General features: G+C 64.3%; 14 protein-coding genes. 9 read left to right on the top strand and 5 right to left on the bottom strand.

Translation table 11 applies throughout. The annotated features are described in order from the left end of the window. Positions 1 to 58: 58 nt before the first annotated feature. From C6V82_RS11310 to C6V82_RS11295, 4 genes are all read right to left on the bottom strand, one after another. The gene (locus tag C6V82_RS11310; RefSeq protein ID WP_102587109.1) at positions 59 to 919 is read right to left on the bottom strand and encodes a PCC domain-containing protein; all 861 of its coding nucleotides are present in this window, start codon (positions 917 to 919) and stop codon (positions 59 to 61) included. Then, positions 916 to 2,520 (bottom strand): acyl-CoA synthetase, encoded by a 1,605-nt coding sequence (locus tag C6V82_RS11305; RefSeq protein ID WP_219724477.1) that lies wholly within the window; start codon positions 2,518 to 2,520, stop codon positions 916 to 918. The genes C6V82_RS11310 and C6V82_RS11305 overlap by 4 nt, the downstream gene beginning before the upstream one ends. Beyond that, positions 2,517 to 3,686: an acetyl-CoA acetyltransferase gene (locus C6V82_RS11300; RefSeq protein ID WP_102587108.1), complete on the bottom strand. Its 1,170-nt coding sequence runs from the start codon at positions 3,684 to 3,686 to the stop codon at positions 2,517 to 2,519. Before C6V82_RS11300 ends, C6V82_RS11305 begins: the two co-directional genes overlap by 4 nt. A 233-nt stretch (positions 3,687 to 3,919) precedes the next feature. Further along, a complete protein-coding gene (locus C6V82_RS11295) occupies positions 3,920 to 4,747 on the bottom strand; it encodes an IclR family transcriptional regulator (protein WP_102587107.1) in 828 nt (275 codons plus the stop codon). A gap of 181 nt (positions 4,748 to 4,928) precedes the next feature. Between C6V82_RS11295 and C6V82_RS11290 the strand changes: the two genes are divergently transcribed. From C6V82_RS11290 to C6V82_RS11275, 4 genes are all read left to right on the top strand, one after another. Beyond that, entirely contained in the window at positions 4,929 to 5,936 is a 1,008-nt protein-coding gene (locus C6V82_RS11290; protein ID WP_102587106.1) for a DctP family TRAP transporter solute-binding subunit, read from the top strand. A gap of 242 nt (positions 5,937 to 6,178) precedes the next feature. Further along, positions 6,179 to 6,670 (top strand): TRAP transporter small permease, encoded by a 492-nt coding sequence (locus tag C6V82_RS11285; RefSeq protein ID WP_102587105.1) that lies wholly within the window; start codon positions 6,179 to 6,181, stop codon positions 6,668 to 6,670. Further along, positions 6,663 to 8,012, top strand: coding sequence for a TRAP transporter large permease (locus C6V82_RS11280; RefSeq protein ID WP_102587104.1), 1,350 nt, complete (start codon positions 6,663 to 6,665; stop codon positions 8,010 to 8,012). The genes C6V82_RS11285 and C6V82_RS11280 overlap by 8 nt, the downstream gene beginning before the upstream one ends. 92 nt (positions 8,013 to 8,104) lie before the next feature. Then, positions 8,105 to 8,878 carry an SDR family NAD(P)-dependent oxidoreductase gene (locus C6V82_RS11275; protein WP_102587103.1) on the top strand — a complete coding sequence of 258 codons (774 nt, stop codon included), beginning with the start codon at positions 8,105 to 8,107 and terminating at the stop codon, positions 8,876 to 8,878. A gap of 135 nt (positions 8,879 to 9,013) precedes the next feature. On the opposite strand, the gene C6V82_RS11270 is transcribed toward C6V82_RS11275, so the two are convergent. Beyond that, positions 9,014 to 9,292: an XRE family transcriptional regulator gene (locus tag C6V82_RS11270; RefSeq protein ID WP_102587102.1), complete on the bottom strand. Its 279-nt coding sequence runs from the start codon at positions 9,290 to 9,292 to the stop codon at positions 9,014 to 9,016. Between the two features lie 341 nt (positions 9,293 to 9,633). Between C6V82_RS11270 and C6V82_RS11260 the strand changes: the two genes are divergently transcribed. From C6V82_RS11260 to C6V82_RS11240, 5 genes are all read left to right on the top strand, one after another. Further along, a complete protein-coding gene (locus tag C6V82_RS11260) occupies positions 9,634 to 10,593 on the top strand; it encodes a TAXI family TRAP transporter solute-binding subunit (RefSeq protein WP_102587100.1) in 960 nt (319 codons plus the stop codon). A 39-nt stretch (positions 10,594 to 10,632) separates the two neighbouring features. Continuing rightward, a complete protein-coding gene (locus tag C6V82_RS11255; RefSeq protein ID WP_373297599.1) occupies positions 10,633 to 11,136 on the top strand; it encodes a DUF1850 domain-containing protein in 504 nt (167 codons plus the stop codon). Further along, entirely contained in the window at positions 11,129 to 13,138 is a 2,010-nt protein-coding gene (locus tag C6V82_RS11250) for a TRAP transporter permease (RefSeq protein WP_102587099.1), read from the top strand. Before C6V82_RS11255 ends, C6V82_RS11250 begins: the two co-directional genes overlap by 8 nt. Positions 13,139 to 13,232: 94 nt before the next feature. Further along, positions 13,233 to 13,772 carry a 5-(carboxyamino)imidazole ribonucleotide mutase gene (gene purE, locus C6V82_RS11245; protein WP_102587098.1) on the top strand — a complete coding sequence of 180 codons (540 nt, stop codon included), beginning with the start codon at positions 13,233 to 13,235 and terminating at the stop codon, positions 13,770 to 13,772. Between the two features lie 10 nt (positions 13,773 to 13,782). After that, on the top strand, positions 13,783 to 14,910 hold the full coding sequence (locus tag C6V82_RS11240) for a 5-(carboxyamino)imidazole ribonucleotide synthase (RefSeq protein WP_229843168.1): 1,128 nt from the start codon (positions 13,783 to 13,785) through the stop codon (positions 14,908 to 14,910). Positions 14,911 to 14,942 lie beyond the last annotated feature (32 nt).

Genomic DNA, 14,942 nt, shown 5'->3' with positions numbered 1-14,942 from the left:
AGGTGGTGCAGTGCGGCATTATGGAGGGTGTCATGAAGGGTGTCGCACTTATTCGCATTTATTGATGAAGCAGCAACTCGGCGGTAACGCACACGGCGTTGCCGCCGGGGACCAGCTGCCCTTTGCGATGCTGGCCGTCGATGCCCACCGAGGCAAGCTCTATGTGGGCTTTGCCGTCTTCCAGGCGGCCCTCCAGTATCAGCACCTCGGTGGCGTGGCTTTCAATGACCTCACCCTGGGTGAAGGTGGTGCCGACAAGGCTGCCCAACCCCGATAGACGAGCGTCAATGAGCCCGTGGCGCTCGGCGAGTGCTTCCACGGCCTCGGTGAGGTCCTGGTTGGGCTTGAGCGTGAACAGCAAGGCGTTGCTGCTCGCCGACGCAGGGCCCTCGCCGCGCGGTGCGAACAGTGAGAAGCGGGTCTCGGCGTCGGGGGCGACCTCAAGCAAGGCATCCTCCACGACCAGGCAGCTTGCCTCGCTATCCTCCGCCAGCCGTGATTCGGTGGGCAGCAGGTGGCCCATGGCCTGGGCGCCGTCGGCGCCTTCCCAGAGACCATGGCAGTGCAGGAAGGGCGCCCCGTCACGGCGGCCGACATGCAAACCGGCGCGCAGCAGCCGTGCCGGAGGCGTGAGTTCGTGGGTGGCGCTGTACCAGGCGGCGTGCTCGCCGCTGGCATCGTGCCCCGGGATGACGTAGCGCAGCGTCGAAAGCGTGGTGTTCGCGAGCTCGAGATAGGCGGCGGTCACGTCGTTCTCCTCCAGGGCGGCGATCACAGCGTCGTGAAGCGTCTGGCCACCACGCAGCACGACACGGCGCCGTGCCACCCGGCAGGGTACTGCCTGGTGGCGTGGTTCGGCCCGCGGCCCCGGATGCACGATGCTGCGCATCGTCCCGGCATGTCGGGCATCCTGGGTCATGTCGCCTCCTCGAGTTCCCCACGTTCGATGAGCGTCTCGCGGATCAGCTTCTTGGTGATCTTGCCGTAGGCGGACTTGGGCATCTCCTCCCAGAACACGAAGTGGCGTGGCAGCTTGTAGCGGGCCAGCTTGCCATCGAGCCAGTCGGCCAGAGCCTTGGGGTCGGGGCTTTCTCCGGGGTAAGGCACACAGACGGCAAGCCCCACCTCGCCCCACACCGGGTCGGGCACACCCAGCACCGCCACCTCGGAGATCTTCGGGTGGGTGAGCAGCTTCTCCTCGATCTCGCGGGGATAGATGTTGGAGCCACCGGAGATGTACATGTCCGATGAACGGCCGGTGAGATAGACGAAACCCTGCTCGTCCATATGGCCCAGGTCGCCGGTGAGGAACCAGCCATCGCGGAAACTCTTGCGGTTGGCCTCGGGGTTGGCATGGTAGCCGGCGAACATGGCCGGCCCGATCACCGCGATCTCGCCGGTCTCGCCCGGGGCGACCTCGCGGCCCTCGCTGTCCTGGATCTGCACCTGCATGCCGGTGCGCGCGAAGCCGCAGGTGCCGATCTTCATGCGTGCGTCGTCGGCATGGTGGAAGGCCGGCGGCAGCACCGTGATGTTGCCGGTGACCTCGCCAAGCCCGAAGTACTGCACCAGCACCGGGCCGAGCGTCTCGAGTGCCTTGACCTGGTCGGCCCGGTACATGGGGGCGCCGGCGTAGATGACGTAGCGCAGCGAGGTGTGGTCGTAAGTGTGCACGCTGTCGTGTTCGACGAGCATCTTGACGATGGTCGGCACGGTGAAGACATTGGTGACGCGCCACTTTTGCACCAGCGCCCAGATCTCGGCGGGGTCGAACTTCTCGCCGCCGGGCAGGATCGTCTTGACGCCATGGGCCACCTGGGCGAGCTGGTGGATGCCGGCGCCGTGCGAGAGTGGCGCCACGACGATGGAGGCGTCTTCGGGGCCGGTGCCGGGCATCAGGTCGCACAGGTGGTTGGTGACCACGAAGGCCAGTTGGCCGTGGGTCAACACGGCGGCCTTGGGCCGCCCGGTGGTACCGGAGGTGAAGAAGAACCAGGCCGGGTCGTCGCGCTGCACCGCGACAGCCGGCAGGCGCTTGCCTGCATGGCGGGCCACCAGTGTCTCATAGTCGGGGGCGGAATCGCTTTCACCAATGGCCACGCTGAAATCCACCTGAGCGCTGCAAGCCGCGGCGTGTTCGGTGAAGGCGGCACCGCACAGCAGCCCCCGTGCCCCGGAGGATTCGGCAAGCCAGGCGATGTCCTCGGGAGACTGGCGATAGTTGGCCGGCACCCACACGGCGCCGACTCGCCAGCAGGCGAACATCGCTTCGAACATCTGATGGCAGTTGGCGGATTGCACCAGCAGGCGGTCGCCCTTGCGTACGTCGAATTCTTCCACCAGGGCGTGAGCGAAAGCCTCGGCGCGGGCCTCCATCTCGGCCCAGCGCCAGCTGCGCTCGCCCCATACGAAGCCGATCTCGTCAGGATGGCGCCGGGCGCTCTCGGTGAGCAGGTGGGAGAGGTTCATCACCCGAGTGGAAACCGGCGTCATGCCATTGGCCAGGTCCATGCGGCTCATTTGATACGCTCCAGGATCGACACATAGTTGGTCACGGCGGCGCCGCCCATGTTGAACACACCGGCCAGCCGGGCATCGGGGATCTGCATGCCCTCGGCCTCGCCCATCAACTGCATGGCCGCCATGACGTGCATGGAAACCCCGGTGGCGCCGATGGGGTGGCCCTTTGACTTGAGACCACCCGAGGCATTGACCGGCAGCCTGCCGTCCTTGTGAGTGATGCCCTCGCTGATCACCTTATGGCCTTCGCCCGGGGCGGCGAGCCCCATGGCCTCGTACTCGAGCATCTCGGCGATGGTGAAGCAGTCGTGGGTCTCGACCAGCGAGAGGTCGTCGAGACCGAGGCCGGAAGCCTCGAACGCCTGGCGCCAGGCGAGGGCGGCGCCGCGGAACTCCAGTACGTCGCGGCGCGACAGTGCCATGAGATCGTTGGCCTGGGTGCGGGCGCGAAAGCCGATGGCGCGCTTGAGCTGAGCGGCTGTCTCGGCGTCGGCCACCACCAGGGCGGCAGCACCGTCGGAGATCAACGAGCAGTCAGTGCGACGCAGCGGCCCCGAGACGATGGGATTGCGCTCGGAGACGGTGTCGCAGAAGTCGACTCCGATGTCCTTGCGCATCTGCGCCCAGGGGTTGGCGACGCCATTGGCGTGGTTCTTGGCGGCGATCATGGCAAGCTCCCGGGAGCGGTCGCCATAGCGCTGGAAGTAGCGCTCGGCGATGTTGCCGAACAGGCCGGCGAAGCCTCCCTGGATGTCGGCCTCTTCGCGGTGATAGCTGGCGCTGAGCAGGATGTCGCCCACCTCCGCCGTGGGGGTGGCGCTCATCTTCTCGGCACCGATCACCAGGGCGATGCGGCCACGGCCCGACTCGATGAAGTCCAGCGCCCCATGCAGCGCGGCACTGCCAGTGGCGCAGGCGTTTTCGTAGCGGGTGGCGGGGGTGTGGGCGAAGCGCTCGTTACCCATGCCCACCAGGGCGGCCTGGAAATCCTGGCGCGAGAAGCCGTTGTTGTAGACGCCCACGAAGAGGCCATCGATATCCTCCGGGCTGAGCCCGGCATGGATCAGGGCCTCCTCGGTCACGCCCTGCATCAGGGTTTGGGTGTCGGGTTCCGGGAGTTTGCCGAAAGGGCTGTGCGCCCAACCGACGATCTGTGCCTGTGTCATGTGCGTCACTCCTTCAGTCTGTTGTTCGCCTGTCTGGCTGTCTTGTCGTGCTGGCTCAGGTCCTGCTTGGGGTGGAGTTCTTCATGTCCGGTTCGGATCTTTCCCGGGGATAGGCCTGCAAGGAGGCGCTGTGAATCCCTCCCTGGACGCTACCGATTCCTTCCCTGGAATCGGACCTCCTTTACGGCCTATCCCCGGGCTTCTCGGTTGGCTGGCCGTAATGACGCTGCGCATCAAGCGTGTGCAGCGTAGTCGCGGGCGAGCTGGGCCTCGATCTCCCGAGCCTGCTGCTTGAGCAGCGGCAGCAGCTCCTGGCTGCACCGTGGTTCCTGCATGCGGCTCTCGATGGCGGCCAGCGACAGGGCGCCTGCCAGGCTGCCGTCGGGCCACTGCAGGGCGACCCCCAGCCCCCAGGAATCGCGGAACACCAGCCCGGGATTCAGGGCGTGGCCTTGCCGGCGGGTCTCGGCGACCAGTTCGCGGAGCCGCTGCGGGGGGAGCAGGGGAAAATCGGCGTCAAGCGTCGCGTGGTTCGCCGCCAGGATCTCCTCGACCTCGTTGTCCGGCAGTGCCGCCAGCATGGCCAATGAGCCGGCACCGACGCCCAGCGGGTGATAGGCGCCTGGCATCAAGGCGTGGGTGCGGATCGGGTAGGGGCCGTCCTCGCGATGCAGGCACAGCGAATGAAGGCCACGCCGCACGGAGAGACAGGCGGCATCCTCGGTGACCCTGGCCAGGTGAGCCACCTGGCGGGTGGCGGTTCTGATCAGGCCGTGGTGCTCCGCCGCTCGCAGGCCAAGCAGGTAGGCTTCCGGGCCCGGCCGATAACGCAGGGTGCGTCTACACTGATCGACCATGCCGCCGTTGATCAGCGCCAGCATCAGGCGTCGCACGGTCGGCTTGTTGAGTCCGCTTGCCGCCGTCAGCTCGGAGAGCGCCATGCCGTCGCCGGCATGGCGGCCTACCAGGCTCAGCAATACCAGGGCGCGATCGACGCTCTGTGCCCCCGACGTCTTGATGGCGTTGGCATCTGGTTGATGGTGTTTCGTAATATGGACCATTGGTCTCTGAGAGTTGATGCCGTGATAGTGTGGGTTTAAGCCGGAGTTTGACTTTCAAGGGACGCTTTGGCAAGTTTCACCTGTTGCCTTGGCAGGAGCATGGTCCACTATGTGGAGTCATGATCTGCCGCGATAATAAAAGACTCGATCCACGAGCGCGCCACTCAAGGAGTAGAACACAATGAAAAGACTCGATATTCGCAAGCTGGCCCTCACCGCCGCCGTCGCTGCGGCAATGACCGCGGGAACCGCTTCGGCCGAGCAACTGCGCCTGTCCCACAACACCGGTGATTCCACCACCTGGCATCAGGGCGCCGAGCGCTTCGCCGAGCTGGTGTCGGAAAAGACCGGCGGCGAGCACAGCGTGCGTGTCTTCCCCAACGCCCAGCTCTCGGGAGGCGACCAGATGCGCCAGGCCGAGATGGTGGGGCGTGGCTCCCTGGATCTGCTGGTCACCTCGGCGATCAACGTGACGCCGCTGGTGCCGGAGATGGCGGTCTTCTCACTGCCTTACCTGTATGCCAATTACGATCAGGTAGACGCCACCACCCAGGGTGAGCCGGTCGAGTTGCTGGAAGCGATTCTCGAGGATAAGGGCATCATGGTGCTGGCCTGGGGCGAGAACGGTTTTCGCGAGCTGACCAACAGCGTAGGCCCCATTCGCACCCCCGAGGACATGCAAGGGCTCAACGTGCGGGTGGCGGGGCCCATGTACGTCGACGTGATGAATGCACTCGGCGCCAACCCTCAGCAGATGCAGTGGACCGAGACCATGACGGCTCTGCAGCAGGGTGTGGTGGATGCCCAGGAGAACCCGATCGGCGCGGTGATCATTCCCCAGCAGGTCTATGAGGTGCAGGACTACCTGACCGCCTGGCACTACTCCTACGACCCGATCTTCCTGGGTATCTCCAAGGAGAAGTGGGACGGTTACGACGCCGATACCCAGGCGGCGATCCGTGAGGCGGCCGAGGAGGCCATGGCCTACCAGGTGGAGATCACGCGCGAGAGCACCGCTGAGGGGCTCGACTTCCTGCGCGAGCAGGGTATGGAGATCGCCGAGCTCTCCGAGGAGGAGATCGCTGCCTTCCGCGAGGCGACCCAGCCGGCCTTCGATGAGTGGGCCGAGCAGGTGGGTCCGGAGATCGTCGCGGCCTTCCAGGAGGCGATCGACGCCAGCGGCGAGTGATCGCTTGCCCCTGTGTATCCAGGGCAGCCTCAGCCTGGATATACCGAGGGGCGCCGGGGGCAGGTCGAAGCGGAGGTCCGATTCCAGGGAAGGAATCGGTAGCGCCCAGGGAGGGGTTCACAGCGCCTCAGCGCCGGCCTGCCCCAGGTTAGCCCCGAGGCGACGTTAGCTGGAATAGCCTCGCCCCCGCAGCAGTTCTCGTACCTGCATCCTTCGGTAACCGTCTAAAGTGGGCGTCACCAATGAAATTTCTATTGCGAGAAGCCGAGAAGATCGTCTGCGCGGCGCTGTTCCTCGGCATGACGCTGCTGGGCTTCGCCAACGTGGTGGTTCGCTATGGCACCAATTATTCCTTGGCGGCCACCGAGGAGTTGCTGACCAACGGCTTTTTGATCCTGACCGTCTTCGGCGCCGCCATCGCCGCCCGCCGCGGTGAACATCTGGCGGTCACCCTCCTTTATGACGTACTGCCAAAGGCCTTGCGCTGGGTGGTGTTCGTCATCTCCGGGGCGCTGTCGATCCTCTTGCTGGCCCTGTCGGCCTACTTTTCCCTCGAGGTGTTGATGAACCAGCTGAACTCCGGCATGCGCTCATACGGGCTCGGCCTGCCTGCCTGGTACTACCAAGTGGCCGTGCCATTCGGCTTTGCGCTGATCATCGTCCGCTACCTGCAGCGTCTGGTGGAGGAGGCTCGCAAGGGGCGTGCCGTGGAGAGGGCCATTCCCGATGTTTGAGTTCGTCGCCGGCTTCACCCCTGGCACCCAGATGGTCCTGGTGTTCTTCCTGCTGATGCTTTTGCGCGTGCCGGTGGCCTTTTCACTGGGGCTCTCCGCGGTCTACGCCATGTGGCACATGGGCTTTGGCCTTGACATGGCCGGTGACCTGATCGCTACCGGCATCACCAAGTTCTCGCTGCTGGCCATCCCTTTCTTCATCCTGGCGGGCACCCTAATGGGCTCGCTGGGTATCGCCGAGCGCATGATCCGCTTCTTCCGCGTGCTGGTCGGTGGCCTGCCGGGTGGCATGGGCGTGGTAGGCACCGTGGTCTGCCTGTTCTGGGGGGCGGTCAGTGGTTCGGGACCCGCCTCGGTGGCGGCGATCGGGCCGATGATCATCAAGGGCATGGAAGAGGACGGCTATCGCCGCGCCTATGCGGCGGGCCTGGTATGTACCGGGGCGGCGCTGTCGATCGTGATCCCGCCCTCGATCGGCCTGGTGATCTACGGGGTGATCGCCGAAACCTCGATCTCCAAGCTGTTTCTCGCCGCGATCCTGCCCGGCATCCTGATGGGGTTGATCATGGTGGTGACCCTGCCGCTGGGGCGGGTGTCGCGTCACCCGGTGGAGGCTGGCCAGGGGGATTCCCCCAGCGTCAGGGCCATGGGCCTTAGCCCCCATGCCGAGCTTCCCTACCGGCGGCGGTTGTGGCTGACCTTCCGCGAGTCCTTCTGGGGCCTGATGACCCCGGTGGTGATCCTCGGCGGCATCTACTCCGGCATCTTCACGCCCACCGAGGCGGCGCTGGTGGCCACCGTCTACGCCCTGTGTGTCGGTGCCCTTGCCTATCGCACGCTGAGCGTGTCCAAGCTCTACGAAGCGCTTGGCGACGCCGCGTCGTCCTCGGCGGTGGTGATGCTGGTGGTGGCCTATGCCAGCCTGTTCGGCTGGGTGGTCACCGTGGATGACCTGGTAGGCACTTACTCGGGCCTGCTGCTGGGCATGAGCGACAACGAATGGGTGATCCTGCTGGTGATCATGCTGATCCTGTTGCTGGTGGGGATGTTCATGGATGCCGTCACCGTGATGTTCATTTCGCTGCCGATCTTCCTGCCGGTGGTCCACGAAATGGGCTGGGATCCGGTGTGGTTCGGCGTGCTGCTGATGGTCAACCTCTCTATCGGGCTGATCACGCCGCCAGTGGGGATCAACCTCTACGTGGCGGCCAACGTGACCCAGCTCTCCATCGAGCAGGTGGCAAAGGGCGCTCTGCCATTCTTGCTGATCTGCCTGGTGGGTTTGGCGATCATTGCCGCTTTCCCCGCGCTTTCGCTGATGCTGGTGAACGCGCTGAACTGATTCAAGCGTCCTGGTTCGACTGTCTTGATTCGACTGTCTGATTTCGCCCGACGTATTTTGACCGACTTACCTTGTCGGAAAAGGAGCCACTGATGACGAGTTCTCCCCCCAGCGCTTCCCCTGTCGCCGTGGTGACGGGGGCTGCCCGTGGCATTGGCCTTTCGACCACGCAACTCTTCCTCGAACAGGGCTTCACGGTGGTGATGGTCGACCGCGACGCGCCCGAGCTGGAGAGGGTGTCTTCCGCGCTTTCCGGCACCGAGCCACTGGTCTGCGACATCTCCGAGCCCGACCAGGTGACCGAACTGGCTCGCGAGCTGACGCAGCGCCATGGCCGGGTCGATGCCTTGGTCAACAACGCCGGCGTGGCCGATTTTCGGCCCCTGGAAGAGACCGACTACGCCACCTGGCGAGAGGTGATGGCGACCAACCTCGACGGTGTCTTCCTGACTTCCCAGGCGATGCTGCCGCTGCTCAAGGCCGCCCGTGGGGCCATCGTCAACATCGCTTCGATCTCCGGGTTGCGCGCCAGTACCCTGCGGGTCGCCTACGGTACCTCCAAGGCGGCCATCATCCACCTGACCCAGCAGCAGGCTGCTGAGCTTGGCGAGCATGGCATCCGCGCCAATTGCGTGGCCCCAGGCCCGGTGGATACCAAGCTGGCCCTGGCCGTGCACACCGCCGAGATCCGCGCTGCCTACCATGACGCCATTCCGCTCAACCGCTACGGCTCGGAGCGCGAGATTGCCGAAGTGATCGTTTTCTTGTGCTCCACCAAGGCGTCTTACGTGACCGGCCAGGTGGTGGCTGCCGATGGCGGCTTCCAGTCCACCGGGGTGGGGCTGCCGGCGATGAGGAATCGATAGGGAAATACCGCACCAATGCCTCGCGGGAAGGCCCCCGAGCCAAAGAGAAGCGCCCCTGCCGGATGACCGGCAGGGGCGCAGTGTTTGGTGAGAACTATTCGGTGTGAACTATCTGGGTGAACTACAAGACGAGCTCTAGTGAGACGTCATCGGTGGATCAATAGTGTGGTAGAGCTGTTTCAGCTCGTCGAGCGATAGATGCTCGAGCTTGCCGCACAGCAGGTCACTGACCTTTTGTGCCGGAAGGCCTGCTCGGCGGGCGATCTCTCTGCTGCCAAGCTCTGACACGGCAATCAGCCGAGTCACGATACGCATGAGGCGTGAACGTGTTTCCAAGTCCCTGACATCGAGGTCAGGGCTGCTTCGCGGGGGGTCGAGGAGTTCCGCAGTGGTGGTACGACGTGCAGTGCTCATGATGCTCCAGTGGGCGATGGCGACAGACACATCATGGAGGCTAGTGGAGGTTTTTGCCAGTATGGATTCGATGATCCTTTGGTGGCATGGAATGGGCTCATGCCAGGCGCTTCTTGCAAGTGGGTATTTCGCTTGCCAAAGCCCCATTGGTGCGATGATCGCCGGGGATCGGGGAAGCGGAAATGGAGGGATCGATGCACATCCGGATAACGTAGAAATAGGCGTCGTGGTCTCTCACGCTTGAGGCGTGCTAGCTTGAATGCAGGCGTGTACCAGATGGGCAACACAGCCCGTGCGCCATGACAATCACATAATGATCGGTTTCATACCGGAGGACGCACATGAACAAGCTGAAGTACGCCTTGGCCACCACCTTGATGGTTGCGGCCCCAATGGCCGCGGCCCAGCAGATTTCCATTGCCACCGGTGGCACCGGCGGGACCTATTACCCCTACGGCGGCGGGCTCGCCGAGCTGATCAACAATAATATCGACGGCACCAGTGCGGTGGCCGAGGTCACCGGGGCTTCCGTCGAAAACATGGGGCTTGTGTGGCGTGGCGATTCCGACATCGCCCTGGCGCTTGCCGATACCGTCTATCAGGCCTATAACGGCACCGGCGACTTCGAGGATCGTCAACTCGACAATCTCCGCGCACTGGCCTCTATCTATCCCAATGCCGTGCAGTTGGTGACCCTTGCAGATTCCGACATCGAGTCCTTGTCTGACCTCGAAGGCAAGACTGTCTCGGTCGGTGCGCCGGGCAGCGGCACCGAGCTCAACGCCCGCGCGCTGCTTGAAGCGAACGGTATCAGTTACGATGATTTCGAGCCGCGCCGCTTGAACTTCAACGAAACCGCCGATGCCATCCGCGATGGTGACATCGATGCTGGCTTCTGGAGCGTGGGGCCGCCTACCAGTTCGATCCTCAACCTGGCCACGACACGCGATATTCGCCTGATTGGCTTGAGCGATGAGGAAATCGATAATGCCCGTGAGGTAGAACCAGTGTTTGCCGCCTATGAACTGCGCGCCGGCCTCTACGAGGGAATGGACGAGGGCGTGCAGACCATCAGCATTCCCAACGTGCTGGTGGTGAGCAGCGAGATGGATGAGGAGATGGCTTATCAGGTCACCAAGTTGCTGTTCGAGCAGACCGATGAGCTGATCGCCATCCACCCCGCGGCCAACGACACTACCGTTGACTTCAGTGTCGATTCCACACCGATTGCCTTTCACCCGGGCGCGCTGCGCTATTACGAGGAAGTGGGTGCTGAGTTGGCCGACCATCAGCGTCCTTGATCGATGATGCGATCCACGCGCCTTTACACAGGGCGGGCCTTGCTGCCCGCCCTGCTGTTTTGTGTGGCCACGCAAGCCACCCTCGGCCACTCGCTTGCGCATGCCCAGGATGACGACGCACGGCTGATCGTGGTCGATTCAGGCGAGCAGCGTCTTGTCGATGTGTCGATGCCCGAAGGCCATGGCTGGTGCCTGGAGTGGAACCACTCGGTCGCGGGTTTTCCGGTGCTGGATTGCTACAGGCATCGCGATGGACGCATGGTGCTGGTGCGCAGCCATTTGCCGGATTTCGCCGCCGGCCTCGACCACATTCCCGGGCGTGGTACCCAGGTGTCTGATGGCGAGGGTGGCTACTGGATCGAGAATATCAATGAAGCGGTGCCGGGCAATGCCTACCGGTTGCGCGTTGGGTCAGTGGATGTCGATCACCGCCTGGTGTTCGAGGATTCGCGCGTGAGCCTGAGTGGCCTGGCTGCCGACCAGGCGGTGACGATTCGCCTGATGCTGCCCGATACCCCCCTTCGAGAGAACCACGATGACTGATTCGGGAACCTCACCCATCATCCCCGGCAGCCAGGCGAATCATGCCCGTCCGGTACTCTGGGCGATCACTCTGGTGGCGGTGGGATTGTCGCTGTTCCAGCTCTACTCTGCGGGTATTCAGCCCCTGGGACTTTTCTATCAGCGCAGCATCCACTTGATGCTGATCATGACGCTGGCTTTCCTGATGTTTCCGCTGCTCGGACCAAAGCGCCGCCGTGGCCTGATTAGCTGGAGTATTGATGCCGTGTTCCTTGCCGGCGCGCTGATCACTGGTGGCTACCTGGTGCTGTTTCTCGACGAGATCATCAGCCGCGCCGGGTTCTGGAGCCAGACCGACATCATGGTGGGCTGTATCGCCACCCTGACGGTGCTCGAGGCCAGCCGCCGCGCGGTGGGGCTGGGCATGACCATCATCGGCGCGCTGGCGATCCTCTACGCCTTTTCGGGGCCGAGGGGCGAGTTGCCGTGGCTGGGGCAATTCCTGCCCGGCATCCTCGAACACCGGGGCTACAACATCGATCGGGTCGTGGGGCAGCTCTACCTGGGCCAGGAGGGCATCTTCGGCCTGCCGCTGGGGGTCGCCGCCACCTATATTTTCATCTTCGTGCTGTTCGGGGCGTTTCTCGAGGTTACCGGGGCCGGCAAGTTCTTTATCGACATGGCCTATGCCGCCACCGGCCGCCAGCGCGGCGGGCCGGCCAAGGCGGCGGTCATCGCCTCGGCGGGCATGGGGTCGATCTCCGGCAGTGCCATTGCCAACGTGGTGACCACCGGGGCCTTCACCATCCCCTTGATGAAGCGCCTGGGGTACAAGCCGCACCAGGCCGGGGGTATCGAAGCGGCCGCGTCAACGGGTGGCCAGATCATGCCGCCGCTGATGGGTGCCGGCGCCTTTCTGATCGCCGAGTACACCCGCATGCCGTACCTGGAGGTGGTCAAGGTCAGCATCCTGCCGGCGATCATGTATTTCTCCACCGTCTACCTGTTCGTGCATATCATCGCCCTCAAGCAAGGCATGCAGGGCATGGCGCGCAGTGAGTTGCCGCAGATGCGTGAGGTGATGCGTGCCGGATGGCATTTCCTTTTGCCGCTGGCGGTGCTGGTGTGGCTGCTGGTGATGAACATGTCGCCCATGCGCGTGGGCTTCTATGCGGTGCTGACCATGCTGGCAGTGGCCGTGCTGCGCTTTGCCGTGTGGTTCCTGTTCGTGGCACCTGGGCAGGGCGAGCCGGTGACCGCCGACCGCCTTCAGCTTGCGGTGCGCAATGGCCTTTGCAAGCTGTTTGAAGCGCTGGAGCTGGGTGCCCGCAATGCCGTCGCCGTCTCCATGGCCTGCGCCGTGGCAGGGATCATCGTCGGTGTGGTCGGGTTGACCGGCCTTGGCCTCAAGTTCTCGGCGATGATGATGGCCTTCTCAGGTGGCAACCTGTTGCTGGCGCTGGTCATGGTGCTGCTGGCGAGCCTGGTGCTGGGCATGGGGCTGCCGGTCACGGCCAGCTACATCGTGTTGATCGTGCTGGTCGGTCCGGCGCTGACGGCAGAGTTCGGCGTGCCGTTGTTGATCGCCCACCTGGTGGTGTTCTGGTACTCCCAGGACTCCAACGTGACGCCACCGATAGCCCTCGCCGGGTTTGCCGGGGCGGCGATTGCCGGGGCCAAGCCCATGGAAACCGGCTTCCAGGCGTGGAAGTTCGCCAAGGGCCTGTACCTGATCCCGCTGTTCATGGTCTACAACCCCGAGATCATCATCGGTGGCCCTGTGCCCTTGCTGGTGTGGACGGGCTTCACCGGCCTGCTGGCGCTGGGGGCGTTCGCCGCGGCACTGGAAGGTTACCTGTTCACGCGCATGGCGTGGCCGATGCGGCTGCTGCTGCTGCCGGCGATCGTCGGCGTCTTCTATCCCAGCCTGATGGTGGAGATCGCCGGCGCCGCGGTAATGGTACTGGTGATCGTCGGCAACTGGTGGGCCAGCCGACGTGAAGTTGCCACCTACGGAGGATGAGGTACTGCCCAAATGGTCAAGATGACGGCGCCTGCGGGCGCCGTTAGACTATGTGCCCTCTATTTCCTACCGTCCTAGTGTCGAGGAGCAGGTCATGCCGCCGTCGAACGAGTCGTCCCAACCGTCATCTGACCACCCCTCACCACGCGTTGGCGTGATCATGGGGTCGAAATCCGACTGGCCGGTCATGGAGCATGCCGTGCTGATGCTCGAACGGTTGGGGGTGGAATACGAGACTCGTGTGGTCTCCGCCCATCGTACGCCGGACCTGCTGTTCGACTACGCCAGGTCGGCCGCCGAACGCGGCTTGCAGGTGATCGTGGCCGGCGCGGGCGGTGCCGCCCATCTGCCCGGCATGGTCGCCTCGCAGACCGCCCTGCCGGTGCTCGGCGTGCCGGTGGAATCCAAGGCGCTCAAGGGGCTCGATTCGCTGCTCTCCATCGCTCAGATGCCGGGCGGTGTCGCGGTGGGCACGCTGGCCATCGGCAAGGCCGGTGCCACCAATGCGGGCCTTTTGGCCGCACAGATCGTGGCGCTTCAGGACGCCGGGGTGCGTGCCGCGGTGGAGACCTTCCGCGCCGAGCAGACTCAAAGCGTACTGGACAATCCCGACCCCCGCTCCGCGTCACAGTGAGGTATAGGCCATGAACGTTGCGCCTCTGAATATCGGTGTACTGGGTGCCGGCCAGCTTGGCCGCATGTTGGCGCTTGCGGGGTACCCGCTTGCCAACCGCTTCACCTTCATGGACACCACCGGCCACCCCAGCGCCGGCATCGGTGACGTGATGATCGACACCGACCAGAAGCACCTGGCGGCATTCCTCGACAAGGTCGACCTGGTCACCTACGAGTTCGAGCATCTGCCGGTGGCCCTGGTGCGTGCGATCGAGGAGCACACTCCGGTGTTTCCCTCCAGCGAGGCGATTCGCATCTGCCAGAACCGCGCCGAGGAGAAGGCGCTGTTCGACCGGCTGGGCATTCCCACCCCGGCCTATCGGCTGGTCGAACATGCGGACGAGCTCGAGGCGGCGGCGCGCGAGCTGGGCTGCCCGGTGGTGGCCAAGTCGGTCACCGAAGGCTATGACGGCAAGGGTCAGGCGGTGTTGCGCGACCCGGCGGATGCCGCCGAGGCGTGGCGTTCGATCAACCATCCGCGGCTGATCGTGGAGGCCTTCGTCGACTTCGTGCGTGAAGTGTCGATCATCGCCGTGCGTGGCCGCGATGGTCAGGTGGTGTTCTACCCGATGGCCGAGAACGTCCATGTCGACGGTATCCTGCGCTATTCTGTGGCGCCGATGCCGGATCTCGACGACAGCGTGCAGCAGATCGCCGATGGTTACATCCGCGCCTTGCTCGATGAACTCGACTACGTGGGCGTGCTGACCCTGGAGCTGTTCCAGGCCCGTGACGGCAGCCTGCTGGCCAACGAAATGGCGCCACGCGTGCACAACTCCGGGCATTGGTCGATGGACGGCGCGGTAACCAGCCAGTTCGAGAACCACCTGCGCGCCATCCAGGGCCTGCCGCTTGGCGATACCAGCGCGCGTATGCCGACCTGCATGGTCAATGTGATCGGCAGCGAGGGCGATCCCGCTGCCATCCTGGCGATCGGCGATGCCCACCTGCACCGTTACGACAAGCGCGAGCGTGCCGGACGCAAGCTGGCCCACGTCAACCTGCTGGCGCCAACTCACGCCGAACTGCTCGACAAGGTGCGCGCCTGCGCCGCACTGCTGCCGGACGCCCCCGAACCTCGCTTCAGCTTCGAGTAGGTGACGTTCCATGTCAGAGACAAGGGCCTCGC

The organism is Halomonas urumqiensis (assembly GCF_003028575.1).
GTDB classification, from domain to species: Bacteria; Pseudomonadota; Gammaproteobacteria; order Pseudomonadales; family Halomonadaceae; genus Halomonas; species Halomonas urumqiensis.
The sequence above is the reverse complement of the archived record's forward strand: the minus strand, read 5'-3'. Positions and strand labels throughout refer to the sequence as shown.

Bases quoted from the DNA above. Each gene is read 5' to 3' on its own strand.
- C6V82_RS11310 (WP_102587109.1), bottom strand. From the start codon at position 919: ATGACCCAGGATGCCCGACATGCCGGGACGATGCGCAGCATCGTGCAT.
- C6V82_RS11305 (WP_219724477.1), bottom strand. From the start codon at position 2,520: ATGAGCCGCATGGACCTGGCCAATGGCATGACGCCGGTTTCCACTCGG.
- C6V82_RS11300 (WP_102587108.1), bottom strand. From the start codon at position 3,686: ATGACACAGGCACAGATCGTCGGTTGGGCGCACAGCCCTTTCGGCAAA.
- C6V82_RS11295 (WP_102587107.1), bottom strand. From the start codon at position 4,747: ATGGTCCATATTACGAAACACCATCAACCAGATGCCAACGCCATCAAG.
- C6V82_RS11290 (WP_102587106.1), top strand. From the start codon at position 4,929: ATGAAAAGACTCGATATTCGCAAGCTGGCCCTCACCGCCGCCGTCGCT.
- C6V82_RS11285 (WP_102587105.1), top strand. From the start codon at position 6,179: ATGAAATTTCTATTGCGAGAAGCCGAGAAGATCGTCTGCGCGGCGCTG.
- C6V82_RS11280 (WP_102587104.1), top strand. From the start codon at position 6,663: ATGTTTGAGTTCGTCGCCGGCTTCACCCCTGGCACCCAGATGGTCCTG.
- C6V82_RS11275 (WP_102587103.1), top strand. From the start codon at position 8,105: ATGACGAGTTCTCCCCCCAGCGCTTCCCCTGTCGCCGTGGTGACGGGG.
- C6V82_RS11270 (WP_102587102.1), bottom strand. From the start codon at position 9,292: ATGAGCACTGCACGTCGTACCACCACTGCGGAACTCCTCGACCCCCCG.
- C6V82_RS11260 (WP_102587100.1), top strand. From the start codon at position 9,634: ATGAACAAGCTGAAGTACGCCTTGGCCACCACCTTGATGGTTGCGGCC.
- C6V82_RS11250 (WP_102587099.1), top strand. From the start codon at position 11,129: ATGACTGATTCGGGAACCTCACCCATCATCCCCGGCAGCCAGGCGAAT.
- purE (WP_102587098.1), top strand. From the start codon at position 13,233: ATGCCGCCGTCGAACGAGTCGTCCCAACCGTCATCTGACCACCCCTCA.
- C6V82_RS11240 (WP_229843168.1), top strand. From the start codon at position 13,783: ATGAACGTTGCGCCTCTGAATATCGGTGTACTGGGTGCCGGCCAGCTT.